Origin of the sequence: Enterococcus sp. MSG3290, from assembly GCF_050555565.1 — a bacterium.
GTDB classification, from domain to species: domain Bacteria; phylum Bacillota; class Bacilli; order Lactobacillales; family Enterococcaceae; genus Enterococcus_B; species Enterococcus_B faecium.
In genome coordinates this window covers 2548591-2575115 of record NZ_CP187862.1, presented here as the reverse complement: position 1 = coordinate 2575115, position 26525 = coordinate 2548591, and the positions used below count along the sequence as shown (strand labels likewise).

General features: G+C 39.5%; 25 protein-coding genes and 1 riboswitch. Of the genes, 23 read left to right on the top strand and 2 right to left on the bottom strand.

Annotated features, from left to right (window positions below):
* Positions 1-350: 350 nt before the first annotated feature.
* The 3 genes from glmU (at position 351) to thiT (ending at position 3532) form a co-directional block, all read left to right on the top strand.
* Positions 351-1724, top strand: coding sequence for a bifunctional UDP-N-acetylglucosamine diphosphorylase/glucosamine-1-phosphate N-acetyltransferase GlmU (gene glmU, locus IGL31_RS12470; protein WP_086299982.1), 1374 nt, complete (start codon positions 351-353; stop codon positions 1722-1724).
* A gap of 93 nt (positions 1725-1817) precedes the next feature.
* On the top strand, positions 1818-2789 hold the full coding sequence (locus tag IGL31_RS12465; RefSeq protein WP_002287347.1) for a ribose-phosphate diphosphokinase: 972 nt from the start codon (positions 1818-1820) through the stop codon (positions 2787-2789).
* Positions 2790-2794: 5 nt separating this feature from the next.
* Positions 2795-2897: riboswitch (TPP riboswitch) on the top strand.
* Positions 2898-2962: 65 nt separating this feature from the next.
* On the top strand, positions 2963-3532 hold the full coding sequence (gene thiT, locus IGL31_RS12460) for an energy-coupled thiamine transporter ThiT (protein WP_086299983.1): 570 nt from the start codon (positions 2963-2965) through the stop codon (positions 3530-3532).
* An 80-nt stretch (positions 3533-3612) separates the two neighbouring features.
* Here the strand turns inward: thiT and IGL31_RS12455 are convergent, their stop codons facing one another.
* Complete coding sequence (locus IGL31_RS12455; RefSeq protein ID WP_002298196.1) at positions 3613-4386, bottom strand: hypothetical protein; 774 nt, start codon at positions 4384-4386, stop codon at positions 3613-3615.
* Between the two features lie 265 nt (positions 4387-4651).
* Here IGL31_RS12455 and IGL31_RS12450 point away from each other — a divergent pair, with 265 nt between their 5' ends.
* From IGL31_RS12450 to IGL31_RS12365, 18 genes are all read left to right on the top strand, one after another.
* Positions 4652-6352, top strand: a complete 1701-nt coding sequence (locus tag IGL31_RS12450; protein ID WP_086299984.1) for a patatin-like phospholipase family protein — start codon at positions 4652-4654, stop codon at positions 6350-6352.
* Positions 6322-6540, top strand: a complete 219-nt coding sequence (locus IGL31_RS12445; protein ID WP_002287352.1) for a YdbC family protein — start codon at positions 6322-6324, stop codon at positions 6538-6540. The genes IGL31_RS12450 and IGL31_RS12445 overlap by 31 nt, the downstream gene beginning before the upstream one ends.
* A 19-nt stretch (positions 6541-6559) precedes the next feature.
* Entirely contained in the window at positions 6560-7450 is an 891-nt protein-coding gene (locus IGL31_RS12440) for a YicC/YloC family endoribonuclease (protein ID WP_002301205.1), read from the top strand.
* Between the two features lie 17 nt (positions 7451-7467).
* On the top strand, positions 7468-7752 hold the full coding sequence (locus IGL31_RS12435; RefSeq protein ID WP_002287356.1) for a hypothetical protein: 285 nt from the start codon (positions 7468-7470) through the stop codon (positions 7750-7752).
* Between the two features lie 486 nt (positions 7753-8238).
* On the top strand, positions 8239-8853 hold the full coding sequence (gmk, locus tag IGL31_RS12430; protein WP_002287358.1) for a guanylate kinase: 615 nt from the start codon (positions 8239-8241) through the stop codon (positions 8851-8853).
* A 4-nt stretch (positions 8854-8857) separates the two neighbouring features.
* Positions 8858-9163, top strand: coding sequence for a DNA-directed RNA polymerase subunit omega (rpoZ, locus tag IGL31_RS12425; protein ID WP_002287365.1), 306 nt, complete (start codon positions 8858-8860; stop codon positions 9161-9163).
* Positions 9164-9415: 252 nt separating this feature from the next.
* Positions 9416-11824, top strand: a complete 2409-nt coding sequence (priA, locus tag IGL31_RS12420; protein ID WP_002287367.1) for a primosomal protein N' — start codon at positions 9416-9418, stop codon at positions 11822-11824.
* 14 nt (positions 11825-11838) lie between these two features.
* Positions 11839-12330: a peptide deformylase gene (gene def / locus IGL31_RS12415; protein ID WP_002287369.1), complete on the top strand. Its 492-nt coding sequence runs from the start codon at positions 11839-11841 to the stop codon at positions 12328-12330.
* Complete coding sequence (gene fmt, locus IGL31_RS12410; RefSeq protein ID WP_002301208.1) at positions 12323-13261, top strand: methionyl-tRNA formyltransferase; 939 nt, start codon at positions 12323-12325, stop codon at positions 13259-13261. The genes def and fmt overlap by 8 nt, the downstream gene beginning before the upstream one ends.
* The gene (rsmB, locus tag IGL31_RS12405; RefSeq protein WP_002298188.1) at positions 13261-14619 is read left to right on the top strand and encodes a 16S rRNA (cytosine(967)-C(5))-methyltransferase RsmB; all 1359 of its coding nucleotides are present in this window, start codon (positions 13261-13263) and stop codon (positions 14617-14619) included. Before fmt ends, rsmB begins: the two co-directional genes overlap by 1 nt.
* A 12-nt stretch (positions 14620-14631) precedes the next feature.
* Positions 14632-15372, top strand: coding sequence for a Stp1/IreP family PP2C-type Ser/Thr phosphatase (locus IGL31_RS12400; RefSeq protein ID WP_002287376.1), 741 nt, complete (start codon positions 14632-14634; stop codon positions 15370-15372).
* Positions 15369-17438 (top strand): Stk1 family PASTA domain-containing Ser/Thr kinase, encoded by a 2070-nt coding sequence (gene pknB / locus IGL31_RS12395; RefSeq protein ID WP_002287377.1) that lies wholly within the window; start codon positions 15369-15371, stop codon positions 17436-17438. Before IGL31_RS12400 ends, pknB begins: the two co-directional genes overlap by 4 nt.
* A gap of 164 nt (positions 17439-17602) precedes the next feature.
* The gene (gene rsgA, locus IGL31_RS12390; RefSeq protein WP_002287379.1) at positions 17603-18502 is read left to right on the top strand and encodes a ribosome small subunit-dependent GTPase A; all 900 of its coding nucleotides are present in this window, start codon (positions 17603-17605) and stop codon (positions 18500-18502) included.
* Positions 18503-18514: 12 nt separating this feature from the next.
* Positions 18515-19165 (top strand): ribulose-phosphate 3-epimerase, encoded by a 651-nt coding sequence (gene rpe, locus IGL31_RS12385; RefSeq protein WP_002287380.1) that lies wholly within the window; start codon positions 18515-18517, stop codon positions 19163-19165.
* Positions 19166-19804 (top strand): thiamine diphosphokinase, encoded by a 639-nt coding sequence (locus IGL31_RS12380; protein ID WP_002287382.1) that lies wholly within the window; start codon positions 19166-19168, stop codon positions 19802-19804.
* 154 nt (positions 19805-19958) lie between these two features.
* A complete protein-coding gene (mreC, locus tag IGL31_RS12375; protein WP_086299985.1) occupies positions 19959-20813 on the top strand; it encodes a rod shape-determining protein MreC in 855 nt (284 codons plus the stop codon).
* A 3-nt stretch (positions 20814-20816) separates the two neighbouring features.
* Positions 20817-21326 (top strand): rod shape-determining protein MreD, encoded by a 510-nt coding sequence (gene mreD / locus IGL31_RS12370; protein ID WP_002287385.1) that lies wholly within the window; start codon positions 20817-20819, stop codon positions 21324-21326.
* A gap of 254 nt (positions 21327-21580) precedes the next feature.
* Positions 21581-23152, top strand: coding sequence for a PcsB-like coiled-coil domain-containing protein (locus IGL31_RS12365; protein ID WP_086299986.1), 1572 nt, complete (start codon positions 21581-21583; stop codon positions 23150-23152).
* Positions 23153-23219: 67 nt separating this feature from the next.
* Here IGL31_RS12365 and IGL31_RS12360 read toward each other — a convergent pair whose 3' ends face one another.
* A complete protein-coding gene (locus IGL31_RS12360; protein WP_002328221.1) occupies positions 23220-25019 on the bottom strand; it encodes a M3 family oligoendopeptidase in 1800 nt (599 codons plus the stop codon).
* Between the two features lie 122 nt (positions 25020-25141).
* Between IGL31_RS12360 and IGL31_RS12355 the strand changes: the two genes are divergently transcribed.
* Together IGL31_RS12355 and IGL31_RS12350 are read left to right on the top strand one after the other, a co-directional pair.
* Complete coding sequence (locus tag IGL31_RS12355) at positions 25142-25648, top strand: VanZ family protein (RefSeq protein ID WP_086299987.1); 507 nt, start codon at positions 25142-25144, stop codon at positions 25646-25648.
* 78 nt (positions 25649-25726) lie between these two features.
* Positions 25727-26449, top strand: coding sequence for a YebC/PmpR family DNA-binding transcriptional regulator (locus IGL31_RS12350; protein WP_002287391.1), 723 nt, complete (start codon positions 25727-25729; stop codon positions 26447-26449).
* Positions 26450-26525: the final 76 nt, after the last annotated feature.

Here is a 26525-nt window from a genome sequence, read left to right as displayed (position 1 = left end):
TATTAGCTCAATAAACGGAAAAATTGCTCCTCATATTTTGCCGTTTATTGAGCTAATACCGAAGGTCAGCTGATTGAAAACCGTTTAATGAAGAGGTTGTAAGCCTACCGTTTAACTCTAAGTCACAAGAAACGATTTCAAAAAACAGCTTTTCATGTTTTATGAGTAGTGTGACTTGTGACCGAGGAGTTGGCAGGAGAGCACCGGTTACCAAATCGATAGGCCCGTTATGGTCTATCTATTTTTTTATCCAGAAAACGCTGGGATAAAAGAAAATCACTTGTTTTGTTGAAAAAATGGGTATACTGGGATAAACTGAAATCAGCAAACTATATTTAGGAGTGACGCAGTTGGACGCACGTTATGCAATTATTTTGGCGGCAGGGAAAGGTACCCGCATGAAGTCAAAATTATATAAAGTTTTACATCCCGTTTCTGGTAAACCTATGGTAGAACATATCATTAATCGGGTCAGTGAAACGAAACCAGATGAAGTGATTACGATCGTTGGACACGGAGCAGAACAAGTTAAAGCACAACTAGGAGAACGCAGTAAATATGCGTTACAAGCAGAACAATTGGGAACAGGACATGCTGTTTTGCAAGCTGCTTCTTTCTTGGAAGGAAAAAAAGGAACAACGTTAGTTATCAGTGGCGATACACCATTATTGACTACTGAAACGCTGAACAATCTTTTTGAATATCACCAAGGAAAAAATGCAAGTGCAACGATCTTGACGGCACAAGCAGAAAACCCAACAGGATATGGACGAATCATCCGTGACCATATTGGGATCGTAGAAAAAATCGTGGAACAAAAAGATGCAACACCAGAAGAAGCTCTTGTACAAGAAATCAATACAGGAACTTACTGTTTTGACAACGAAGCTTTGTTCGATGCGTTAAGCAAAGTTGGAACAAACAATGCTCAAGGTGAATACTATCTAACAGATATCATCGAAATCTTAAAAGAAGAAGGCCATACAGTTGCTGCTTATCAAACGGATGATTTTGAAGAATCAATGGGAGTCAATGATCGGATCGCGTTAGCTAAAGCAAATGAGATCATGAGAAAGCGAATTAACCAGATGCATATGGTCAATGGCGTAAGCTTTGTCGATTCAGCAACGACATACATCGATGCAGGCGTAGAAATCGGTCCAGACACATTGATCGAAGCAGGTGTACAAATCCAAGGAAATACAGTCATCGGTTCTGATTGTGTCATCGGGGCACATTCAAAAATCGTAGACAGTAGGATTGAGGATCACGTCGTCATTGAAAACTCAGTCATTGAAAGCAGCCATGTCAAGAAACATGCAGATGTGGGACCTTATGCACATTTACGACCAAAAGCTGAAATTGGCGAAAACGTCCATATCGGAAACTTTGTGGAAGTGAAAAATGCTCAAATCGGCAAAGGAACTAAAGTCGGTCACTTGACTTATGTTGGTGATGCTACGCTGGGAGAAGAAATCAATGTCGGATGTGGTGTTGTCTTCGTCAACTATGATGGAAAGAACAAACATCATACGACTGTCGGCGACCACAGCTTTATTGGTTCTAGCACGAATATCATCGGACCTGTCGAGGTAGCTAAAAACAGTTCGATTGCTGCCGGGTCAACAATTACAGACAATATTCCAGAATATGCGCTGGCAATTGCGAGAGCAAGACAAGTCAATAAAGAAGGATATGCAAAAAAACTCCCTTATCTAAACTAAGACTTTTGCAAAATCACTTGATTTATTTAAAAAATATGACTACTATTTATTAGGTAGAATTCTAGAGTTGTGAAAAAGAAAGTGGAGGTCCCCATGTCAAAACATTACTTTGACCCAAGATTAAAAATTTTTGCGTTAAATTCCAATCGCCCATTAGCAGAGAAAATTGCAGCAGCAGTCGGCGTCGAGTTAGGAAAATCATCTGTTACTCAATTTAGTGATGGAGAAATTCAAGTAAATATTGAAGAAAGTATTCGTGGATCGCATGTCTATGTTATTCAATCAACGAGCAGCCCAGTCAATGATAACTTGATGGAGTTGCTGATCATGATTGACGCACTGAAACGAGCAAGTGCAAAAACAATCAACGTAGTCATGCCTTATTATGGCTATGCGCGTCAAGACCGTAAAGCACGTGCACGGGAACCAATCACAGCGAAATTAGTAGCAAACATGATTCAAAAAGCTGGTGCAACAAGAATGCTGACTTTGGACCTTCATGCAGTCCAAATCCAAGGTTTCTTTGATATTCCAGTTGATCATTTGATGGGTGCGCCACTTATTGCCAATTATTTCTTAGAAAAAGGAATCAAAGGCGATGATGTTGTCGTTGTTTCACCAGACCATGGTGGTGTCACACGGGCACGTAAATTAGCGGAATTTTTGAAATCTCCGATTGCGATCATAGACAAACGCCGTCCAAAAGCAAATGTTGCAGAAGTAATGAATATCATTGGACAAGTCAAAGGCAAAACTTGTGTACTGATCGATGATATGATCGATACAGCAGGTACGATCACATTGGCTGCCAATGCTTTGAAAGAAGCTGGTGCAACTAGTGTGTATGCTTCATGTACACATCCAGTATTATCCGGCCCTGCTTTACAAAGAATAGAAGATTCAGCTATCGAGCGTCTAGTTGTTACAGACTCGATCTATCTTCCAGAAGATCGTAAAATCGACAAAATCGATGAAGTAAGTGTTGGCGGACTAATGGGAGATGCAATCAAACGTATCCATGAAAACAAACCAGTTAGTCCATTGTTTGAAACAAAAAATAAATAATAAATAAACTCACAAAGGGGAGTCCAATTGGGCTGAGATTGAATCTATTTCTAAACCCTTCGTACCTGTATCGGTTATGCGAGCGTAGGAATTGTGAATAAACAGCTGTTTGACTATTTTCGAAAGCTGCTTCCTCCTTTGTGACTTTTTTATTCAAAGGAGGAAGTTTTTTTATGGGAAAAAATAGAGTTTGGGTAGAAGGAACGATTGTTGCAGCGTTAGCGATGGTGTTGTCGTTGATTCCGATCCAGATCGGCAGCAGTTTTTCTATTTCATTAGGGCAGATTCCATTGACTCTTTTTGCGTTAAGAAGAGGGACAAAGGCAGGGATGCTGGCAGGTTTCATTTGGGGCATCCTACATTTTCCGTTGGGACAAGTTTATTATTTAAGTGTCGTTCAAGTGTTGATTGAGTACCCGATTGCCTATACTTTTGCAGGCGCAGCAGGGCTCATGGCTTCAAATGTCCAAAAAGGCTATGTAGACGATAATACGAAACAAATTAGAAAAAGAATCGTGTTTGGTGCATTGATTGGCGCACTTTCCAGATATTTTTGGCATTTTATTGCAGGAGTGGTTTTCTGGGGAGCGTATGCACTATGGGGGATGAATCCTTGGCTCTTTTCTTTCGTAATGAATGGTGCCAGCGGGTTGAGTACAGCTATTGTAACGATCATCGTTTTATTAGGGATCCAACAAACGATTCCTTCGATTTTTGTGCCAGATAAACGACAGGAGCTGTAAATAAAAAAGAAGCAAGAAACTTGAGATAGAATCATGTCCTAGTTTCTTGTTTCCTTTTTATTTTTTGATAAGAAATAGATCTACTTCAATGGCAGATAAGAAAGATCGGCATCTTCCACCAATTGCCAGTGTCGATCGGTGACAGAGTAGATTAAAGTAGCGATGATTTCCTCTTCTCGATACCGGGTGCCTTTTAATTTCCAAATATAATCTTCAATCACATAGATTGGGATACGATATTCACCATCGATCAAACCAACTTGATCAAAAGAAAAAATGATCCCTTCCTGCATCAAATTACGCATTTCTTTCAATAATTCCACACTGATTTTTTCAACAGGTGTTTCTTTTTTGAAAAAAGATTTTTTTACATTGATCTTATCTGACAAGATCGAACTTAATTTACTAGCAAAAATCCTATAAAATTCATCTAAATAGCGATAATAAATCCGATTCAGCTGATCATTAAGATCGAAGTATACAAAATTATTCTGTAGTTTATAAAAAAACGGCGAATGAAGATGTGTTTTCATATGACCAAAATATAATAATTCTGAAATTTCTAAAGGTGTCAATTCTTTCAGCATCGTTAAATCAGTAAAGTCGATCCACTTCAATTCATCGAATCCACGCCTGTTACGAGAAGAGGAAAAGAAACGCTGAATATTTTCTGTACCACGGATTACTTTCAGCCCTGTATGGGATTCATATTCTCCAGCAGAAGCAGATGGATCAAGCAAGAGCAAGTTTTGAGGAAAATGCACGATACTGTTTGCAAAGTCAGTAGCAGTCAGCCCTTTTGTTAAAACAGCATTACTTGTGGTATCAATATGTACATAAACTGACTCAGTCATCATGTTCCTCCTCTTATTTCCTCTTAATCTCTTTTATTTTACAACATTTGCATTAAAAAAGCTTGTTTCTTTTATTTTAAAATTCCATTACAAAATCACGTTTTCATTGAAAACACTCTCATTTTCAATTAATTTTTGTGATTTTTGTATTTTTTATTTAAAGGAGGTTTTATGAATTGTTCTCTTATGGAATCTACAAAGTCGAATACGAGACTCATGACCTTTTTATGACGTACTGGTATACTTGAAGAAAAAGGAGAGAGCGATGGAGATAAAAAAAGTTTACTTTTCACAGAAAATGTCGCTGTATTCGCCTATCCAGCAAGCAAAACAACCCCTTCCATTTTTTCAAAGTCATCAAGAAAGTAGAGACGCTTTTTGGCGTTCTGCAAAAAAGCAATGTGCTTTTAAAGCAGTATCGAAAAAATATACCGTCTATTTTACTATTGCTAAAAGTAGAGGAAATGTTATTTTTAATAATCTGTTGATTGAAGGTGAAACTTTTGAATGGAAAAATTTTTTTCGGTATATGGAAGCTTGCGCTCGTTTTTTTATTAAAGAAAACTGTTGTTTTTTATTTCAATTTCCTCTATCAGAAGAATGGTTGCGTATTTTTCATAAAAACGGCTATCAAGGAACCACACAATTAAATAAAAAGCTGGTCTATCATACAGCACTTGTTTTAGGTGGAGGAGGAGCGCACGGTGCTTATCAGATTGGTGTGTGGCAGGCGCTGAAGGAACATGATATCAACTTTGAGATTATCACAGGTACATCGGTAGGTGCGTTGAACGGCGCATTGATTTTACAAGGAGATATGAAAAAAGCTGTGAATTTATGGAAAAAGCTGTCGACAAGACAAGTGCTTGCGTTACCAGAAATGGCTGCGGTTGAAGACCTTCGTGAACGCTTCTATCGAGAAAGACGCCAAATGACGAAAACAGCACTAATTGAAGGCGGGGTTTCTTCTGCTCCATTGGAAAAGATGGTCAAAGACAATTTAGATTTGTCCTTACTCAAACATAATCCCAAAATACGTTTATATACGGTGTCTACTAAACTGCCAGAACTAGCGGAAGTAGTGACTGATATCCAACAGACAAAAACAGAAGAAATACCAGATTGGATACTCGCCTCTGCTTCATTTTATCCCGCTATGGCTTATCGAAAGATCGGAAAAAATAAATATGCAGACGGTGGGTATCGCAACAAAATACCTATTGATATTGCGATTAACAAAGGAGCAACAGAGGCATTTGTCGTAGATGTGCAAGGGCCAGGCCCAGCGAAAAAAATTCGTATGCCAGACATTTTTATCCATTGGAAATGTCAAACATTGTGGACACTAGGCAGCTTTCTGCTTTTTGATGGCCAAAGGAACCAATTAAATTTACAATTAGGCTATCTGGAAATGAAAAAACGATTAGGCTGTTACTATGGGAACTGGTATACATTTCATTCTGTTAAACCTGCAAGAACATACTGGCGAGGATTTTTGTCTTACTTAACAAAAGAAATTCAGTTAGAATTATCTTTTTTCAAAAGCATAAAATTTTGGCAAAAACTGCGTAATTTATATAAGAACAGGGTCGTACCAGAGACATGCGGATTGGCGATGCTAGAACTTTTAGCAAAAAAACATTTTTTATTGCCCAATGAAATCTATCAAGTAGACATGATGATTCAAATGATCTGCCAACAAGATATAAAAAGTATGCCGAATGATTTATTGGCACAAATTGGTCAATTAAGTACTGAAGAATGGCGAAGGTATCGAAAATACCAGCAAAAAATACAAAATGAGCGCACGAAAACTGTTTATTTTGATTTTCTGCTACAAGGAAAACGCAAGGATCGTTTGCAGCATGAATTGCTTAAGCAACCAGTTGACACATTACTGATCCTATATTTATATTATCTCAAGGAGGAACAACCATGGCACAAGAATTTTCATATGAAATCGTAGAAGAAATCGCTATATTGTCAGAAAACAACAAGGGGTGGCGTAAAGAACTGAACCTAGTCAGCTGGAATGGTCGCCCGCCAAAATTCGATCTTCGAGATTGGGCGCCAGACCATGAAAAAATGGGGAAAGGCCTGACATTGACGAACGAAGAGTTTGAACAACTGCAAAAAGCAATAGAAAATATGTAATGAGGAAGGACCCTGTCGAATGAAAAGTATGACTGGTTTTGGCAAAGCCATCCGCGAAACAAAAGCGTATCAGTTAGATATTGAAATAAAAAGTGTCAACCAGCGTTTTCTAGATGTTCAAATACGAAGTCCTAAAATCCTGAACTTTATTGAAAACGATTTTCGTCAGCTTATTAAACAGCAGTTAAGCCGCGGTCGAATCGAAGTATTTGTGAATCTAGCTTATATTGGCAAAAACGAAAAACAGATCGTCATCAACTGGGAATTGATTGATTCACTTATCACTCAATTGACAGACGGAATTCAACAACGATACGGTAGTCAAAATCAAGTGTCAATTAGTCGGATGGCGGAACGCTTCGCGCTGGACGAAAACTTCGTAACGGTAGAAGAAAAACCGGAAGAGAGCATGGAAGAATTGGCACAGTTAGCTCTAGATACATTGAAAAGCGCACTTGACTCTATTGAGGTGAGTCGAGAAAAAGAAGGTCAAGCTTTAGCTTTAGTGTTGAAAAAGAATACTGAAGAATTCAAAGAAGTACTAAAAAAACTCGATAGTTTTGTAGAAATCTATGAAAAGGAATTTCAAATAAGGTATCAAAAAAAGCTGGAGGAATTTCTTGGAGCGAAAGTCGATGAGCAACGGTTGTTGACGGAGCTAGCCATCTTGTTGGAACGCGGAGATATTCACGAGGAACTGGATCGTCTGGCGATCCATGTACAAAAACTAGATGAACTTATCGAAGCACAATGTCCTGTAGGTCGGGAATTAGATTTCCTGATCCAAGAAATGAATCGGGAAATCAACACGATCGGTTCCAAATCAAATGCAATCGAAATTAAAAATCAAGTCGTCCAGTCTAAGACGATCTTAGAAAAAATCAGAGAACAAGTACAAAATATTGAATGACGAAAGAGGTAGAGATAATGAAATACTATGACGTAACGTTCCACGAATTAAGTGGAAAAACTGTGGTTAAACGGGATATCCCTTCTGAAAAAAACGGCTTTGACGTATGGAAAGATGCCTGTGCAGACTATAATGAGAACGAACTGTTTATTTTGATCAACGACGGTGCTTACGTGACGATGAATCGGAAATTTATTGTTCGAATCGACACAGAAGAGGTAGAAGATCCGACAGAAAAAGCACGTTCTCGAAAAGATGAGATCATGGGTGTAGTGAATACTTTGTCCAATATGGGCTTTTAGCAAGGATGCTGAACAAAGAAATACAATAAATAATCAGAATTGGATTTCTTCGCTTAGCTTCTTTGCTCTAGGAATACATTTAAAGGTTGTGACAAAATTCGTGTCACAATCTTTTTTTATTTTGAATAAGTGATGTTCAAAAACCATTTTCTCGGTATTAAGCCAAATTTATGCAAAAATGTGAGAAACTATTTTCACAAAATTTTTCTTCATACTCGAAACTAATCGGCTTCTTCACGACCTCTTATACACGGCGTTCAAAAGCTTGCATCTGCGATAATAACCCCAACCAAACGAAAAACATGAGAAGCTGTTTATGTTCGGCTATTCTTATTACTTGATGCAGAACAGCTTTTTTACGACCTCTTGGTACAGGGTAGCTTTTTTACCAATTTCTAGCTATAATTAAAGATAACCTTGAAAGTTGCAGAAAAAAAGTGCAAAATAAACGATAAGTACAAAAAGACTAGTTGAAAGGACGTCGTCATGTCAGAGCGTGGATTATTAATCGTGTTGTCTGGTCCATCCGGTGTAGGAAAAGGCACAGTACGAAAAGCAATTTTTGAGAGTGAGGATAATGATTTTCAGTATTCGATCTCAATGACTACCCGTAAAATGCGTGAAGGGGAGGTCGAAGGCGTTGATTATTTCTTCCGAAGCAAAGAAGAGTTTGAATCAATGATCGAAGCTGGAGAGATGCTGGAATACGCAGAATATGTCGGGAATTATTATGGAACTCCTTTGTCATATGTCAACAAGACATTGGATGAAGGAAAAGATGTTTTCTTGGAGATTGAAGTCCAAGGAGCAAAACAAGTCAAAGAAAAAGTGCCCGATGGTGTATTCATCTTTTTGACTCCGCCAGATTTAGCGGAATTAAAATCACGGATCGTAGGCCGAGGAACAGATGCAGATGAAGTAATCGAAGAACGAATGAAAGTTGCAAAAGAAGAAATCGAAATGATGGCTCTTTACGACTATGCTGTTGTAAATGATGAAGTGCCGCTAGCAGTTGAACGAATCAAAAACATTATTGCCAGTGAACATTTTCGAGTAGATCGCGTAATCGGTAAATATATTAAAATGTTAAAGGAGATGTAGTCTTATGATGTTAAAACCTTCAATTGACTCACTATTAGATCGTGTAAATTCAAAATATTCTCTAGTGATTTTAGCAAGTAAACGCGCGCATGAATTGGATGCAAGTGCACAGCCTACTCTAGATTCTTTTGATTCAGTAAAAAGCGTCGGTCAAGCTTTAGAAGAAATCGATGCAGGAAATGTAGTCAATGATCCACATCCTGAATTAAAACGTGAACGTTTGAAGATGGAAGAAGAGGAACGTCAAGCACAAAAAGAGCGTGAACAACACGAATTGGAATCACGTATCCGTGAAGAGCAAAAAATGTAATAAAGAAAAATAGAGCGAACATCTAAAAAGAAAAGCAAACCCAGCTGTTTCCTTTTCAAACATTCGCCACTTATTGTCTGGTAGAAAAGGCTGTGTCTGAACTTTTTGACACAGTTCTTTTTTTTCTTATCTGCTGTTAATTTTTTGTTAGGATTTGGCAGAAAATAAGACAAATCCATCGATCTCTAGTAAAATAGGCAAGGAACTTTTTGTCGCTTGATAAGAAAAGACAAAAAAAGGAGGAAACGAACCATGACATTAACAGCTGAAGTCATTGTGGACGTACCTACTATGCAGACCGATCAGCCATTCACTTATTTGGTTCCCTCTGAAATGGAAACAGCTTTGCAAGTCGGGATGCGAGTAGAAGTCCCTTTTGGTAATGGCAATCGTCATGTCCAAGGATTTGTTATGGCTATCCAAAAATCAGAAGAATCAGCTAATCCATCTTTGAAGGCAGTTATTCGTTTGCTAGACCTTGCTCCGGTGGTCAATGAAGAATTGCTTTCATTAGCTGATTATATGAAAAAAATTACTTACGCATTCAAAATCACTTGTCTACAAACGATGCTTCCGAGTGTGATGAAAGCAGAATATGATAAATTGATCTATCCTTTGGCAGACACACCAGAAGTTCAGGTATTGTTTGATCAGCGGGAAGTGATTTCCTGGAAGGAAGCAGAAGAAGAAGGCAGCCTTTCTCAATTGATTCGCTGGCGCCAAGAGCAATTAGTAGATATCAAATATGAAGTCCATACACGAAATAAAGTAAAAACGATTCGTTTGGTCCGTTCTTTGTTAACTGAAAAGCAAATCGAAGAAGAATGGGCAAAATTACGGCAAAATGCCAAGAAACAAAAAGAACTTCTTTTGTGTTTATCTGAACTAAGCCAAGAAGAACCAATTGCTTATTTCAAAAATAAAGGAATCAGTACTGCTGTCTTGAATCAAGGAAAAGAAAAGGGCTGGCTGGAGTTTATAGAATCAGAACGTTATCGCGACCCTTATAAAGACCGAGTATTTGACCAAACGACGGCATTGGAACTGAATGCAGAACAAAAAAATGCTGTCGAACAAATCATCACAGCAGGTCAGCAGCAAAAAGATCAGGTCTTTTTGCTGGAGGGAATCACTGGTAGCGGGAAAACAGAAGTATATCTTCAGGCAATCGCTGATGTTTTGTCAGAAAATAAAACGGCGATCATGTTAGTGCCTGAAATCGCATTGACTCCGCAAATGGTCGAGCGATTCAAAGGACGCTTCGGAGAATCAGTTGCGGTCTTACATAGCGGACTTTCCCAAGGTGAAAAATATGATGAATGGCGCAAGATTGAGCGGGAAGAAGCGCAAGTAGTAGTAGGCGCACGATCTGCTATTTTTGCCCCGCTGAAAAATATCGGGCTGATCATTATCGATGAAGAACATGAATCAAGTTACAAACAAGATGAGACACCGCGTTATCATGCGAGAGATCTAGCAATTTGGCGCAGTAAATATCATCATTGCCCAATAGTTCTAGGAAGCGCGACGCCCTCTTTAGAATCAAGAGCACGAGCTCAAAAAGGCGTTTATCAGTTATTGCAGTTAAACCACCGAGCCAAAGCAGCTGCACAGCTTCCAGCTATTGAGATCGTAGATATGCGTGAAGAGTTTCAGAATCATCGGACCTCTACTTTTTCTGCTAATTTGCAGGAAAAAATACAAAATCGATTAGACAAAAAAGAACAAACTGTCCTACTGCTCAATCGTCGAGGATATTCGTCTTTTGTGATGTGTAGGGACTGTGGATTTGTTCTTCCATGTCCTAATTGCGATATCTCTCTTACACTGCATATGGATACACGTTCAATGCGCTGCCATTATTGCGGACATGAAGAACCTATTCCCAATCGCTGTCCTAATTGTGGCGGCAATAAAATCCGCTACTATGGAACAGGTACTCAAAAAGTAGAAGAGGAACTCCGAGAACTTTATCCGCAAGCTAGGATTTTGCGTATGGATGTAGATACCACTCGAAGAAAAGGGGCACACGAACAGATTTTACAAAAATTCGGTGCAAAAGAAGCAGATATATTATTAGGGACACAAATGATTGCTAAAGGTTTGGACTTTCCAGAAGTGACATTAGTTGGGGTGTTGAATGCTGATACCTCCCTGAATTTACCGGATTTTCGTTCTAGTGAGCATACATTCCAATTGCTTACCCAAGTTTCAGGACGAGCAGGGCGAGCGGAAAAAGCAGGCGAAGTCGTGATCCAAACATTCAATCCTCAACATTACGCCATAGAATTGGCTAAAAAACAAAATTATGAGCAGTTTTATCAGCAGGAAATGCATGTACGGCATCGTGGAGGCTATCCTCCTTATTACTTTACTGTGAAAATAACCGCCAGCCATCCTGAAGAACAAGTAGCGGCAAAGAAAATCTTTCAGATTGCCAATCAGCTAAAAGAAGTGTTAAGCCCTCAAAGCTTGCTATTAGGGCCAACGCCCAGCATGATTTTGAGAGTGAAAAACCGATATTATTATCAACTAATCATCAAATATAAACATGAACCGAATCTTCCTCATGTTTTGGATGAAATTTTGAATGGAAGCCAGAAAGAACAGCGACAAGGTCTTTTTGTGGCAATTGACAACGAACCATTAAACTTTATTTAAGAAAGGGCCAAATTATGCGCTATCCTATATTGATCCACCCTAATGATAAATTAAAAAGAACTGCTCAGCCAATCGATGTAATCACGGACGAGACAATCGCTTTATTAGACAATTTATATGAGACAATGATTGCGAATGACGGAATAGGGATCGCTGCTCCTCAAGTAGGACAAAACAAGAGAATTGCTGTGATCGAAGTAGATGAAGGCGAGAAATTTGAACTGATTAACCCAGAAATTATCGAAGCAAAAGGTGAAAGCCTTGACGTAGAAGGTTGTCTCAGTATTCCGCATGTCTATGGAACGGTCAAGCGAGCAGATGAAGTGACCGTGCGTTATTATGATCGAGACGGAGAAGAGATAGAAGTGACGGCTTTTGGCTATTTAGCCCGTGCCTTCCAGCATGAAATCGATCACTTAGACGGTATCTTGTTCATTGAGAAAATGATACAGCAGATCCCGGAAGAAGAACTTGAAGAATATATGGAGGAACATCTTGATGACTAAGCTAGTATTTATGGGCACACCTGCTTTTTCTGTGCCGATTCTTGAAGGGCTGATAGAATCAGGTTACGAGATCCAGGCAGTGGTAACACAGCCCGACCGTCCAGTTGGGCGGAAACGAGTAATTACGCCGACACCGGTAAAAGAAGCGGCTCTGAAGCACGGTATCCGTGTGCTGCAGCCAGAGAAAATCTCCGGTTCGCCAGAAATGGAAGAAATCATTGAATTGGCGCCTGATGTGATCGTCACTGCGGCATTTGGCCAATTCTTGCCTGAAAAGTTATTGCAAGTACCAAAATTAGGGGCAATCAATGTCCATGCTTCTTTACTTCCTAAATATCGGGGAGGTGCGCCTGTTCATTATGCCATCATGAATGGGGAGAAAGAAACTGGTGTAACGATCATGGAAATGATCAAAAAAATGGATGCAGGCGGAATCTATGCGCAAGAAAGCATACCAATCACTAAACAAGATGATGTAGGGACGATGTTTGAAAAGCTTAGCCTTTTAGGAAGAAAGCTATTGCTAGAAACATTGCCCAATATTTTGGATGGACAAAAACCAGTACCTCAAGACGAGTCAGAAGCAACTTTTTCGCCAAACATCACACGGGAACAAGAAGCAATCGATTGGCATAAAACTGCAGAAGAAATTGACAACCAAGTACGCGGAATGCGTCCTTGGCCAATTGCATTCACGACCTATGAGGGCATACGCTGGAAATTATTATCGGTTGAAGTATTGGCAGAAACTACAGACAAAGCACCTGGTACGATCATCCGGAAAGACAAAAAAAATCTATGGATTGCTTGCGGTAAACAGACCGTCTTAGCCATCAATGAATTACAGCCAGCTGGTAAAGGAAAACAGGCCGTACATGATTTCCTTAACGGAAGCGGTCAGCAAGTTCAGATTGGTCAGCAGGTGAAATAATGAAAAAAATCCCTAAAAAAATGAAAAAATCAGTACGATATATGGCATTACTGACATTAGAGCGAGTGAACAAGGGTGGCGCCTACTCGAATCTTTTGTTGAATGAGATGATCAAACAAAGCGAGCTAAATCAAAAAGATGTGGGTTTATTTACAGAATTGATCTACGGTACGATTAGCCATCAGCGACTATTGGAATTTTACGTTGCACCATTGATCGCTAAAGCAAAAAAAGTGGATGACTGGGTCAAGACGCTTCTTTATCTTTCTGTATACCAATTAGAATTTTTAGATAAAGTCCCTGCACATGCTATTTTAAACGAGGCGGTCGAAATCGCAAAAGTAAAAGGAAATCCTGGGACAGGGAAATTTGTAAATGGTGTCTTGAGGAATTATCAGCGTCAAGGAGCACCAGATCTGCAAGGCATTGCTGATCCTATCGAAAGACTTTCTGTCAAAATCAGCCTGCCTCTATGGATGACGAAACGACTGGTGGATCAAATCGGATACGAAGAAACTGAAAAGCTCGGTTTATCGCTATATCAGCCTAGCCATGCTAGTGCCCGAGTAGATACACGCCGACTTTCCAGAGATCAGGCCATCACTGTTTTGCAAGAAGAAGAGATCACAGCTGAAAAAAGCCAAGTCAGTCCATACGGTATAGTAGCGAAAAAAGGGCATTTAGCTTCTAGCTCATTGTTCCACGATGGCGTCATGACGATCCAAGATGAAAGTTCGATGCTTGTAGCGCCGTCTATGCAAATCGAGCCTGAACATCATGTCTTAGATGCCTGTGCAGCACCCGGAGGTAAGACGACGCATATTGCTTCTTTTTTAGATCCGTCATGCGGTGGAGAAGTGGTCGCTTTAGATGTACACGAACACAAAGTCAAACTCATTGAAGATAATGCAGCACGTCTAGGTGTCTCTTCTGCTGTCTACGCTCAAAAGATGGATGCTAGAGAAGTCAGTAAACAGTTCGAAGCAGAGCAGTTTGATCGGATTTTAGTAGACGCGCCTTGTTCAGGTCTTGGGCTGCTTCGGCGAAAACCAGATATTCGTTATAAAAAACAGCCGGATGAATTAGCGAATTTACCAAAAATCCAATTGGAAATTTTAGAAAGCTGCGCACCAGCTTTAAAGTCTTCCGGTATTCTGACTTATAGTACTTGTACGATCTTAAAAGAAGAAAACCAAGACGTTGTTTCTGCTTTCTTGGAAAGACACCCTGATTTTGAGAGGATTGATGTTTTGACCAATCCTATGCTACAATCATCAATCGAAGAGAAAATGTTGACTTTGTATCCGCATCAGTTTTACACAGATGGATTTTTCATTTGTTGTTTGCGCAAAAAGTAATGAGGTGAAAAAATGCAGATTGAATATCAATCAGATGTAGGAAGACGACGTAATACAAATCAAGACTATGCCAGTGTATTTACCAGCCGTTCAGGTCTCAAGCTTGCTGTATTAGCAGACGGGATGGGTGGTCATCGTGCCGGAGACATTGCCAGTCAGATGGCGGTAACGAATCTAGGCGAAGCTTGGGAAAAACAAGAAGCTGTTGACGATGAAAAAATCGCCCAATGGTTCATTCAATCGATTCAAGAAGAAAATATGCTGATTTATCAACGTGGACAAGAACAGCCGGAATATAACGGTATGGGAACAACAATCGTAGCGGCCGCTCTGTCAGATGACTGGTTCACGATTGCCAATGTTGGGGATAGCAGAGCTTATTTGATTCGTGAAGATAAAATCATGCAATTGACGGAGGATCATTCTTTAGTCAATGAACTAGTCAAATCAGGAGAAATCAGCGAAGAAATGGCAGTGAACCATCCAAGGAAAAATATTTTAACACGTTCTGTCGGCATGCCTGGAACAGTCGAAGTAGATGTTTCTACTCATCTTTGGCAACTAAAAGATCGACTGCTGTTATGTTCAGATGGCTTGACGAACATGCTGTCTGAAGAAGAAATAGGAACGATCATCAATCAAGAAGGCCCATTGTCTCATAAAGTAACTGAGCTGATTGATCGTGCCAATGAAGCAGGCGGAGCGGATAATATCACCGTTCTTCTTATCGAATATAAGGAGGACAGTGTATGATCGAGTTGGGAAAAAAATTAAATGGCCGTTATCAAATCACTGGAAATATCGGTAGCGGTGGTATGGCAAATGTATTTTTGGCGCACGATTTAATCTTGGATCGTGATGTAGCAGTTAAAGTCTTACGATTTGACTTTCAAAATGACCAGACTGCGATTCGACGATTTCAGAGAGAAGCTTTAGCAGCAACAGAACTCGTTCATCCAAACATTGTTAGTGTTTACGATGTTGGTGAAGAAGACAACATGCAGTATCTGGTGATGGAATACGTCAAAGGAATGGACTTGAAACGATATATCCAAACACATTATCCTGTTCCTTATGAAACAGCAGTAAATATTATGCAGCAGATCCTTTCTGCTATTTCTTTAGCTCATAACCATCAAATCATCCACCGAGATTTGAAACCCCAAAACGTACTGATCGATAATGAAGGTGTTGTAAAAATCACGGATTTCGGGATTGCTATCGCTTTATCTGAAACATCGATCACGCAGACGAATACGATGCTAGGATCTGTTCATTATCTGTCCCCTGAGCAGGCCAGAGGAAGTATGGCAACGAAGCAGTCAGATATTTATGCTTTAGGGATCATCCTTTACGAGATGTTGACGGGTAGCGTACCGTTTGATGGTGAATCTGCTGTAACAATTGCTTTAAAACATTTTCAAGATGATCTTCCATCTATAAAAGCACTTGATCCAAATGTGCCACAAGCACTGGAAAACGTGATTTTACGGGCAACGGCTAAAGAACCTGCAGACCGTTATAAGTCAGCCGAGGAAATGTCTGATGATCTTTCTACAGTATTATCACCAGCTCGTGCAAACGAAGAAAAATGGCAGCCTCATGTGATGGATAATGAAACAAAAGTTATCACACCCCTTACGGAAGATGCACCAATGCCTGATTCATTCAAATCTATGCCTCTGCCAAAAGACAAGCCAGAAAACGAAACCTTACCAGAGGAGGAAGAAGTTCTGCCTGATCCTAAAAAGAAAGGACAGAAAAAATGGTGGCTGATCCTATTAGCTATTCTTGCTGTTTTAGGAATCGGAACAGCTGTATTCTTTGCTTCTGGAGGGCGAGGAGAAGTTGTTGTTCCTGATGTTTCTGATCTTTCTGAAGCTTCTGCTAGAGAAACACTCGCAAAAGCGAAATTAGAAGTAGCAACAAAAACAGAAGAAATTGCAGATGACAAAATCGAAGAAGGTAATGTAGTGAAGACAGACCCGGCAGCGGGAACGACAGTCAAGCAAAAACGCGAAGTCACTCTGTATATTAGTAGCGGCACGAAAAAAATCAAATTAGATGATTACAGTGGTAAAAGTTATGAAGATGCCGAAGCAAGTTTGAAAGAATTAGGGTTTTCTGCTGACTTGATTCAAAAAGAAGAGGAATTCAGTTCAGAGGTAGAAAGCGGAATGATCATTTCGCAATCTCCATCAGAAGATACAGAAGTCGATCCTAAAACAGACACGATTACTTTCACAGTCAGCAAAGGACCAGAAACAGTGACTTTGAGTAGTCATGTAGGAGAAAACTACGAAACTGTTCGTAATTGGCTTGTTACACAAGGATTCAATATCAATAATATTAGTGCTACTTATGACTATAGCGACACTGTACCATCAGGTTCGATCATCAGTCAGGATCCAGCCTCGGGTGAAGTTGTAGCAGAAGAAACTTACATCAATTTTGTCGTAAGCCAAGGAACAGAGCCTAAATTGAATGATATCTCCGGCTATACAAAAAGCGAAGCACAAAGTTATTTAGCTAGTGTCGGTGCAGAATATATCGGGCATGAGACTTCCGAATATTCAAACACGGTGGATAAAGATAAAGTGATTCGTACAGTACCAGGGGCAGGAACGACAATTACCAAAGGAATGGTTGTGAACGTAATTTACTCTAAAGGACCAGATCCAGCGTCTTCTAGTTCTGAAAAAGACTCTTCAGACAGTTCTAGCAGCTCAAGTAGCTCCAGTAGCACAAGCAACTCTTCAAAAGAAGAATCTTCCAGCTCCACAAGTTCATCAGCTAGCACCTCAGAAAGTTCAAAATAAGTGCTGAATAAAATATATCAGAAGGGAATGCGACATTGATTTGTTGCATTCTCTTTTTTGTGTTTCTATCTCTTTTGATCAATTTTCAAGCCTTATACTTTGAGAAGTTTGCATGGAATAACACCTACTTTCCTCTTCGTATGGTAAAATAAACAAAAACGGAGGTGGCACTTATCAAAGGACAAATCAGAAAAGCAATCAGCGGTTTTTACTATGTATACGCAAACGGAGAGACCTATCAAACAAGAGGAAGAGGAAATTTCCGGAATCGGAAAATCACGCCGCTTGTCGGAGATCAGGTGATCTTTGAGAGTGAAAATCAAACAGACGGCTATCTTCTGGAAATCTTGCCGAGAAAAAATCAATTAGTTCGCCCACCAGTCACAAATGTTGATCTTGGAATCATTGTCACAAGTATCGTAGAGCCTGCATTTTCTTATAATCTACTTGACCGCTTTCTAGTTACCTTGGAATACGAGTCGATCGAACCGATTATTTTTTTGACAAAGACCGACTTGTCAGACGACCCAGAAAAAATCGAAGAGATCAAGCAAACCTATACTAAAATAGGCTATCCGGTGATTGTACCCAATCATACGGGTGATACGACAGAACTGATCCGTTACTTCCCAGAACGGCTATCGGTCTTTATGGGTCAGTCTGGAGCAGGAAAATCGACGCTACTGAATCAAATATCACCGGAACTGAATTTAGCAACAGGAGAGATTTCTGATGCACTTGGAAGAGGACGGCATACAACACGTCATGTGGAACTGATTCCTATCTATGGCGGGTTAGTAGCAGATACACCAGGATTTAGCTCGATTGACTTTTTGACAATTGAAGCAGGAGAACTGCCGAGACAATTTCCTGAATTTGTAGAAGCTTCTGTCCATTGCAAATTTAGAGAGTGCATGCATGCTAAAGAACCTGGCTGCGAAGTAAAACATAGAGTAGAAACAGGTGGTATCGCACAGACACGTTACGACAATTATTTGCAATTCTTACAAGAAATCGAAAAAAGAAAACCAATGTATGCAAAAAAAGAAGGTAAACGAAAATAGGAGGAAACAAGAATGAAGATAGCACCATCCATTTTGAGTGCAGATTTTGCCAATTTACAAAGAGACATTGAGTTAGTGGAAAAAGGAGGCGCAGATTACATCCACGTAGATGTAATGGATGGCCAATTTGTCCCAAATATCACATTAGGGCCAAATATTGTTCAGGCAATCCGTCCTGTTACTAAATTACCGTTAGACGTCCATCTGATGATCGTTGATCCAGAAAACTACATTCCAGCATTTGCAAAAGCTGGAGCAGATATCATTACTGTCCACGTCGAAGCAACTCCTCATATTCATCGGGCACTTCAAATGACAAAAAGCTTAGGAGTTAAAGCTGGAGTAGTTATCAATCCAGGAACACCAGTCTCCATGATCAAACATGTTTTGCCTTTGGCTGATCAAGTACTAGTCATGACTGTCAATCCTGGGTTCGGCGGACAAAGCTTTATTGAAGAAACAGTAGAAAAAATTACGGAACTCGCTGATCTACGTAGAGAGAACAATTGGACTTATGCAATCGAAGTAGATGGCGGAATCGTTCCAGAAACAGCAAAAATCTGTAAAGATGCAGGGGCGGATGTCTTCGTTGCAGGATCATATATCTATGGAGCCGAAAATCCAGTCGGACAAATCGAACGATTAAAAGAGGCATTAGACTAAATGAAAATTTTATTAGCTGCTGGAGGTAATCCGCAAAACTGGCCGCAGTCTCTGCTGTCCAAATACGATGCCTATGTCGGGATAGACCGTGGTGCGCTGTACCTGCTTCAAGCAGGCTACCCAGTAGATCTGGCAGTGGGTGATTTTGATTCATTGTCGAACGAAGAGCAGAAGGAAGTATTTGCAAAAGCCAAAGAGTATACCCGTTCCCCTGCAGAAAAAGACGATACAGATACACAGTTAGGTATCTTAAAAACATTTGAACGTTACCCGCAAGCGGAAGTCACTTTGATTGGAGCTACGGGCGGAAGATTGGATCATCTTTTAGCCAATCTCTGGTTAGGTATGGAACCTCGCTTCAAACCCTTTGCCCATCAGCTTATTATCAGAGATTGTCAAAATTATTTGTCTTATTATTTGCCTGGAGAGCATATAGTAAGACAGATACCAGATATGAAGTATTTAGCTTATTGCTGCTTGACTCCCGTCTCGAATCTTACATTAAAAGGCAGCAAGTATGTATTGGAAAATAAAGAAGTAGAATATCCGACATCTTATGCAAGTAACGAATTTCTTTCAGATACCGCAGAATTTTCTTTTTCAGATGGTATGATTGCAGTTATTCAAAGCAAAGATTGATCCATAAACAAATAAAAAAATTTGTCTTTCAGGCTAAAAATGACAGAATCTATTATTTGCTAAAAAAAAGCTTAAGAGGAGCAACTTACCTTTTGTTTCACGGCATTTAGTGATAAAATTGAACACAAGAGTCTAATTAATTCGAGGTGTCTTTGTGAAGAAGTTCAATCCTAATAAAAATATTATTATTACCTTGGTTATTGTTATCATCGTGGTGACGATACTAAGTGTGACCGCTGCGCAGCGAGCGAATGAAGGAAAGCCCAATTTCTTCCAATCCATCGTTAATGACAGTGTTGCAATGGTTGATAAAACAATCTCTGCCCCAGTACGGTGGGTACGAAATGGAGTAGATTCTGTCCATAATCTTTTTTCAACTTATGCCGAAAATGAGCGGCTAAAAGAAAAAATCGATAGCTATGATGACGTTTCACAGCAAAACAAGAATTACGAGAGAGAAATCGAAGCGTTGAAAAAAGAACTTGAGTTGAATCAGACGCTGACTAGTTACGAAAAAGTAACGGCAAATGTCATTACTCGTTCGCCTGACAGTTGGCAGGACATGCTGATCGTAGACAAGGGTTCTAAAGACGGTATCGAAGCAAATATGGCAGTCATGTCGCAAAAAGGATTGATTGGCCGAGTGATCGAGGTCAATACGGCTTCGTCTAAAATCGAATTACTGTCATCCTCTAATGAAAGCTCCAATCATTTTCCAGTACGGGTATCTTCGGCTAATGGCGAAGCGTTTGGTTTGCTTAAAAACTATGATGAAAAGCTCCATGCCTTAGTGGTGACCCAATTAACTGGTGATACGGATATCAAAGAAGGGGATGTTGTCCAGACATCCGGTCTTGGAGGGAATTCTCCAGCTAACTTGCCGATCGGTACGGTTATTAAAACGAAACCAGATAGTTATGGGCTGGATCGGGAAGTTTATGTGAAACCTTATGCAGAAATGTATGACGTGTCAGTTGTGACGATTGTCCAACGGCTAACGGAGGATTAGTCCATGTTGAAGAAAGAAACAATGAAGTACTATCTGCCAATCGTTTTGTTCTTTTTGATGTTGATAGATGGTCATTTAACAAGAATGCTAGGGGAGTGGTCGAAAGGCACCTATATGTCAAATGCCCACTTTCTGATATTGGCATTATTATGTTGCAGTATGGCGTTTGAAAAACGTTATTTACTGATTACCACGATTGTTCTCGGGGCTATCTATGACGCTTACTATATTGGCGTTATCGGTATCTATGCAGTAGCTCTCCCTTTAATTGTATGGTTGATGTATGTAATGAAAGACGTTATCCATGTCAACATCTTTACTGAATTTTTCAGTATGATCATCTTTGTCACGGGTTATGAATTGTTTACGATGGTGGTCCAGTTGATTTTTAAATTAGCAGTAGTAAATAACACGTATTTTATTACAAGGTTTTTAGGACCTACACTGCTGTTGAACATGATTATATTTGTATTATTCATTTTTCCATTTAAGAAATTATTCAGTGATGAATAATTTCTTTTTTTATTTTTAGGTCGAAAGCGAAAAAGAATCGTTGTTATCTTAAGAAATGCTAGACTTAACGCGGCTTTTTCATGATCATTTTCTGAAACGAACAGTTTTGTCATTTTTAAAAGTTGTTTTGAAACATTTTTGTAACATAACTATTATATCGTTGACATACTGCTATGGTACAATTTTTGTATCGTTAAGAAAGACTTAAATATATTTAGATATTTATTAAATTAAGCCAGTCGGAGGAATGAAGAGTGAAAAAGAGTTTAATATCAGCAGTAATGGTATGTTCAATGACCTTGACTGCCGTAGCATCACCGATCGCTGCCGCGGCGGACGATTTTGATTCTCAGATACAACAGCAAGATCAAAAGATTGCAGACTTGAAAAATCAACAAGCAGATGCACAATCACAAATCGATGCCTTAGAAAGCCAAGTTTCTGAAATCAACACACAAGCACAAGACCTATTAGCAAAACAAGATACATTGCGTCAAGAATCTGCACAATTAGTAAAAGACATTGCAGATTTACAAGAACGTATTGAAAAACGTGAAGATACAATCCAAAAACAAGCACGCGAAGCACAAGTAAGCAACACAAGCTCAAACTACATCGATGCTGTATTGAATGCTGATTCATTAGCAGATGCTATTGGACGCGTTCAAGCAATGACAACGATGGTAAAAGCAAACAACGACTTGATGGAACAACAAAAACAAGATAAAAAAGCTGTAGAAGACAAAAAAGCTGAAAACGATGCTAAACTAAAAGAATTAGCTGAAAACCAAGCTGCTTTGGAATCTCAAAAAGGCGATCTTTTATCTAAACAAGCTGATTTGAACGTACTGAAAACTTCATTAGCTGCTGAACAAGCAACTGCTGAAGACAAGAAAGCTGACTTGAACCGTCAAAAAGCTGAAGCAGAAGCAGAGCAAGCTCGTATTCGTGAACAACAACGTCTAGCAGAACAAGCTCGTCAACAAGCTGCACAAGAAAAAGCTGAAAAAGAAGCACGCGAACAAGCAGAAGCTGAAGCACAAGCTACTCAAGCTTCATCTACTGCACAAAGCTCAGCAACAGAAGAATCATCAGCTACACAATCTTCAATGACTGAAGAATCATCATCAGCTACACAATCTTCAGCAACAGAAGAATCAACAACACCTGAATCTTCAACAGAAGAATCAACAGCGCCTGAATCTTCAGCAACAGAAGAATCAACAACAGCGCCTGAATCTTCAGCAACAGAAGAATCAACAACAGTGCCTGAATCTTCAACAACAGAAGAATCAACAACTGTACCTGAATCTTCAACAGAAGAATCAACAACACCTGCGCCTACAACACCATCAACAGATCAAAGTGTTGATACAGGAAACGGCACAGGAAGTAGTACTCCGGCTCCAACGCCAACACCAACACCTGAACAACCAAAACCTGTAACACCTGCTCCAGCTCCTTCTGGAAGTGTGAATGGTGCAGCAATCGTAGCAGAAGCTTACAAATATATTGGTACTCCATATGTTTGGGGCGGTAAAGATCCAAGTGGCTTTGACTGCTCAGGGTTCACACGCTATGTTTACATGCAAGTAACTGGTCGTGACATCGGTGGTTGGACAGTTCCTCAAGAATCAGCTGGAACAAAAATTTCAGTTTCTCAAGCAAAAGCTGGAGACTTGTTATTCTGGGGATCACAAGGCGGAACTTACCACGTAGCGATTGCTTTAGGCGGAGGACAATATATCCATGCTCCTCAACCAGGCGAAAGCGTAAAAGTTGGTTCAGTTCAATGGTTTGCCCCTGACTTTGCTGTCAGCATGTAAGAATGATTAATCAAAAAGAGTTAGCCCATTCTGGACTAACTCTTTTTTTATTGTGATAAAATAGAAATCAGATAAATTCTTCTGTCAATTCCATGAACGTTTGGATATCTTCAGTCACCATGTCGATACCTGCTTGCCAAAAATCTGGTTGGGTAAGATCGACATTCAAATGTTTCTTCGCAAGATCTTCCGTCGTCATTGAGGCAGTATCGCGTAGTAAATGGATATATTCTTCTTCAAAATTTGCTCCCTTTTGGTTGGCGTAAGCATAGATGCCCAAACTAAAGAGGTAGCCAAATGTGTATGGGAAGTTATAAAACGGTACGTCATCAATAAAGAAATGCAATTTTGCAGCCCAGAAATATGGATGGTAAGTAGCTAAAGCTCCTTGATAGCCTTCTTTTTGCGCCTCAACCATCATCTCTGTGATCTTATCTTCTGAGACTAATCCTTCTTGCCGTGCTTCATAGAATCGATTTTCAAAAATGAATCGGGAATGGATATTCATGAACATAGCTAAAGCATTTTGCAGTTTTGTATCTAGCAAATTGATTTTTTCTTCTTTTGTTTTTGCGACTTTTAATGTAGCATCGGCTACGATCAGTTCTGCGAATGTACTTGCTGTTTCTGCGACATTCATGGCATATTCGCGATTTAAAGAAGGTAAATCCCACATCGTGCTGCTATGGAAAGCATGTCCTAGTTCATGAGCAAGTGTCGCAACCTCATTAACAGAATTACTGTAGGTCATAAAGATCCTTGATTCTTTTGTTTCTGGTAACTCAGTACAATAACCACCAGGACGTTTCCCAGGACGATCTTCTGCTTCGATCCAGCTCTTTTCAAAAGCAGATTGGGCAAATTTAGCCATTTTTGGACTGAATTTGTTAAAGTTTTCGATAATAAATGCTGCTGCTTCGTCAAAACTAAAGGTTTTTTCTTTCAAATCGCCTAAAATAATAGGTGCATCTTGATCTTGCCATTCCATTTTTTCTTTACCGAAAAGATTAGCTTTTCTAGTCAAGTAATCAACAAGGGGTTGTTTGTTTTTCTGGATTGTATCCCACATGACAGACAATGTTTCTTTCTTCAACCGATTGTACTCTAATGGTTTTTGTAGAAAATCTGTGACACCATGAAGTTCATAGTCAGAAAGTCTAAAACCATCTAAATGATTCAAAGTATCCGTGAAGAGGGGTGCCTTTTCTTTCCAGGCTTCTTCCCATGCTGCGAAAAGTGTTTCTCTGACTTTTGGATCTGGATCGCCCATCATCTTATTGAAGGCTTGTCCAGCAGATAATTCGACTACTTGTCCATCTTGTTCGAAGGGAATCGAAATGCTGGCTACAATCGTATCATAATGACTGCTCCAAGCATTTAGACCATCTAAAGAAAGCGTATTTATAATGTTTTCTTCAGCTTCTGATAATAATTGTGAGCCATCACGACGAATCTCGTTTAAACGAAAAGCAATTGTTTCAAACGAAGATTGAGAAAGCATCTGATTCCAATCATTGTCAGATATTTCTGCAAATTTCTTTGACAATACAGTTTCGGCTGATTGCAGACGAGGCAGCATTGCGTAAAGCTTGCCTGATAAGACCTTTGCATCTGAATCATTGACATTGGCAGAAAGCAATGCAGTAATATAGCTGCTGCATTGGGTAAAGCCATTCGTAATCGTTTCTTGCAATTGAAGAATAGCGTTTAACTGCTCTGCATTGTCAGAACTAGGTGACCATTTTGTTACGCGGTGATAATACTCGTTCATTTGGTCTTCCAATTGCTTCATCCGTTGGTTCAAAGCATCAGAATGACTGCCTCCGGAAAAAATAGAATCTAGATTCCAATTTAATGAATAACTCATGAAAAAACTCCCTTCATATTGTAATACAAAATTAAGTATAGCACTTTTTTATGGAAGAAGTCTCTATGAAAATGATTGTTGTTTCTTCAAAAAAAGTCTAAGATAAAATACAGAGGTGACTTATGAATTCTTCAAAAAAACAAATGAAAAACGGAAATATTTATTTAGTAATCGCACTGATAGTCGTTATAATCTTATTTTACAGTTCTTCTCAAACTTACGGACAGCAATCACAAGTTTCGCGATTAGAAAGCTGGCTGCCTAATCAGCCATTTAAAGACACATTAGCGGGTATACGTTTTAATTATGGTGGAAGTATCGTGAGTATCGACCATCTTGGCTACGCCAAATTTGTAGAGTTTTTTTTAAGAAAGGGCGCACATTTTGGTACTTATTTTGTTTTGGGTGGCAGCTTGTTTTTAGGTGTTTTCCCTAAACTAAAAATTTGGTGGCTGACAGCGATCCTTGCTTGGCTTTCAGCAACAGGGTACGCGGGTTTGGACGAATTCCATCAGATGATGACCGGTGGACGAACACCTATGTTCCAAGATGTCATGTTGGATTCGATCGGTGCTCTGACTGCTGTGGTATTATGTGTGCTTTTTGCGGCATTCAAGAAGCGTTTATAGATTGGCTGTGGCTTTGTTTTTTTGTGAAATAGTACTAGAATAGAAGTGTATTCTCAAAAGAATAAGGGAGGAAAAATCATGTCAGGACATAGTAAATGGCATAATATCCAAGGAAGAAAAAATGCCCAAGATGCAAAACGAGGGAAAGTCTTTCAGAAACTTTCTCGTGAAATTTATATGGCAGCTAAAGCAGGCGGTCCTGATCCATCTATGAATCCAGCTTTGCGGCTTGTTGTGGACAAAGCAAAAGCTGCAAATATGCCTAACGACAATGTGGAACGGGCGATTAAAAAGGCTACGAGTGCCGTAGATGAAACGAATTACGATGAAATCACGTATGAAGGATATGGTCCGGGTGGAGTAGGAATCTTAGTCCATGCATTGACAGATAACCGTAATCGGACAGCGACAAATGTCCGAGTAGCTTTTACTCGAAACGGTGGATCACTGGGAGAAACGGGTTCAGTCAGTTACTTGTTTGACCGCAAAGGATATATCGCTATTGAACGCGATGGGTTGACTGTTGATGAAGAGACGATGTTTGAGGATGTATTAGAGGCGGGGGCAGAAGATCTGCAAACTTCTCCTGAAGTATTCGAGATTTATACTGCACCAGAAGATTTTGCTGCTGTACGAGATGAGTTGGAAAAAGAGTTCACTTTGGCGCAAGCAGAATTGACGATGATTCCACAAACGACGATTGATTTAAATGAGGAACAAAAAGAGCAATTGGAACGTCTAGTAGATAAGCTAGAAGACGATGATGATGTTTCAGAAGTCTTTACTGCTGCTGAAATGTAAGTAGCACATGGTTAGATAATAAAAAGAAAGCACCTGTACCAATCGTACGGGTGCTTTCTTTTTATATATTATTTTT

What these genes read in the sequence shown, in the direction of transcription:
- IGL31_RS12465 (WP_002287347.1), top strand. Translation starts at nt 1,818, where the DNA reads ATGTCAAAACATTACTTTGACCCAAGATTAAAAATTTTTGCGTTAAAT.
- thiT (WP_086299983.1), top strand. Translation starts at nt 2,963, where the DNA reads ATGGGAAAAAATAGAGTTTGGGTAGAAGGAACGATTGTTGCAGCGTTA.
- IGL31_RS12455 (WP_002298196.1), bottom strand. Translation starts at nt 4,386, where the DNA reads ATGACTGAGTCAGTTTATGTACATATTGATACCACAAGTAATGCTGTT.
- IGL31_RS12450 (WP_086299984.1), top strand. Translation starts at nt 4,652, where the DNA reads ATGGAGATAAAAAAAGTTTACTTTTCACAGAAAATGTCGCTGTATTCG.
- IGL31_RS12445 (WP_002287352.1), top strand. Translation starts at nt 6,322, where the DNA reads ATGGCACAAGAATTTTCATATGAAATCGTAGAAGAAATCGCTATATTG.
- IGL31_RS12440 (WP_002301205.1), top strand. Translation starts at nt 6,560, where the DNA reads ATGAAAAGTATGACTGGTTTTGGCAAAGCCATCCGCGAAACAAAAGCG.
- IGL31_RS12435 (WP_002287356.1), top strand. Translation starts at nt 7,468, where the DNA reads ATGAAATACTATGACGTAACGTTCCACGAATTAAGTGGAAAAACTGTG.
- gmk (WP_002287358.1), top strand. Translation starts at nt 8,239, where the DNA reads ATGTCAGAGCGTGGATTATTAATCGTGTTGTCTGGTCCATCCGGTGTA.
- rpoZ (WP_002287365.1), top strand. Translation starts at nt 8,858, where the DNA reads ATGATGTTAAAACCTTCAATTGACTCACTATTAGATCGTGTAAATTCA.
- priA (WP_002287367.1), top strand. Translation starts at nt 9,416, where the DNA reads ATGACATTAACAGCTGAAGTCATTGTGGACGTACCTACTATGCAGACC.
- def (WP_002287369.1), top strand. Translation starts at nt 11,839, where the DNA reads ATGCGCTATCCTATATTGATCCACCCTAATGATAAATTAAAAAGAACT.
- fmt (WP_002301208.1), top strand. Translation starts at nt 12,323, where the DNA reads ATGACTAAGCTAGTATTTATGGGCACACCTGCTTTTTCTGTGCCGATT.
- rsmB (WP_002298188.1), top strand. Translation starts at nt 13,261, where the DNA reads ATGAAAAAAATCCCTAAAAAAATGAAAAAATCAGTACGATATATGGCA.
- IGL31_RS12400 (WP_002287376.1), top strand. Translation starts at nt 14,632, where the DNA reads ATGCAGATTGAATATCAATCAGATGTAGGAAGACGACGTAATACAAAT.
- pknB (WP_002287377.1), top strand. Translation starts at nt 15,369, where the DNA reads ATGATCGAGTTGGGAAAAAAATTAAATGGCCGTTATCAAATCACTGGA.
- rpe (WP_002287380.1), top strand. Translation starts at nt 18,515, where the DNA reads ATGAAGATAGCACCATCCATTTTGAGTGCAGATTTTGCCAATTTACAA.
- IGL31_RS12380 (WP_002287382.1), top strand. Translation starts at nt 19,166, where the DNA reads ATGAAAATTTTATTAGCTGCTGGAGGTAATCCGCAAAACTGGCCGCAG.
- mreD (WP_002287385.1), top strand. Translation starts at nt 20,817, where the DNA reads ATGTTGAAGAAAGAAACAATGAAGTACTATCTGCCAATCGTTTTGTTC.
- IGL31_RS12360 (WP_002328221.1), bottom strand. Translation starts at nt 25,019, where the DNA reads ATGAGTTATTCATTAAATTGGAATCTAGATTCTATTTTTTCCGGAGGC.
- IGL31_RS12355 (WP_086299987.1), top strand. Translation starts at nt 25,142, where the DNA reads ATGAATTCTTCAAAAAAACAAATGAAAAACGGAAATATTTATTTAGTA.
- IGL31_RS12350 (WP_002287391.1), top strand. Translation starts at nt 25,727, where the DNA reads ATGTCAGGACATAGTAAATGGCATAATATCCAAGGAAGAAAAAATGCC.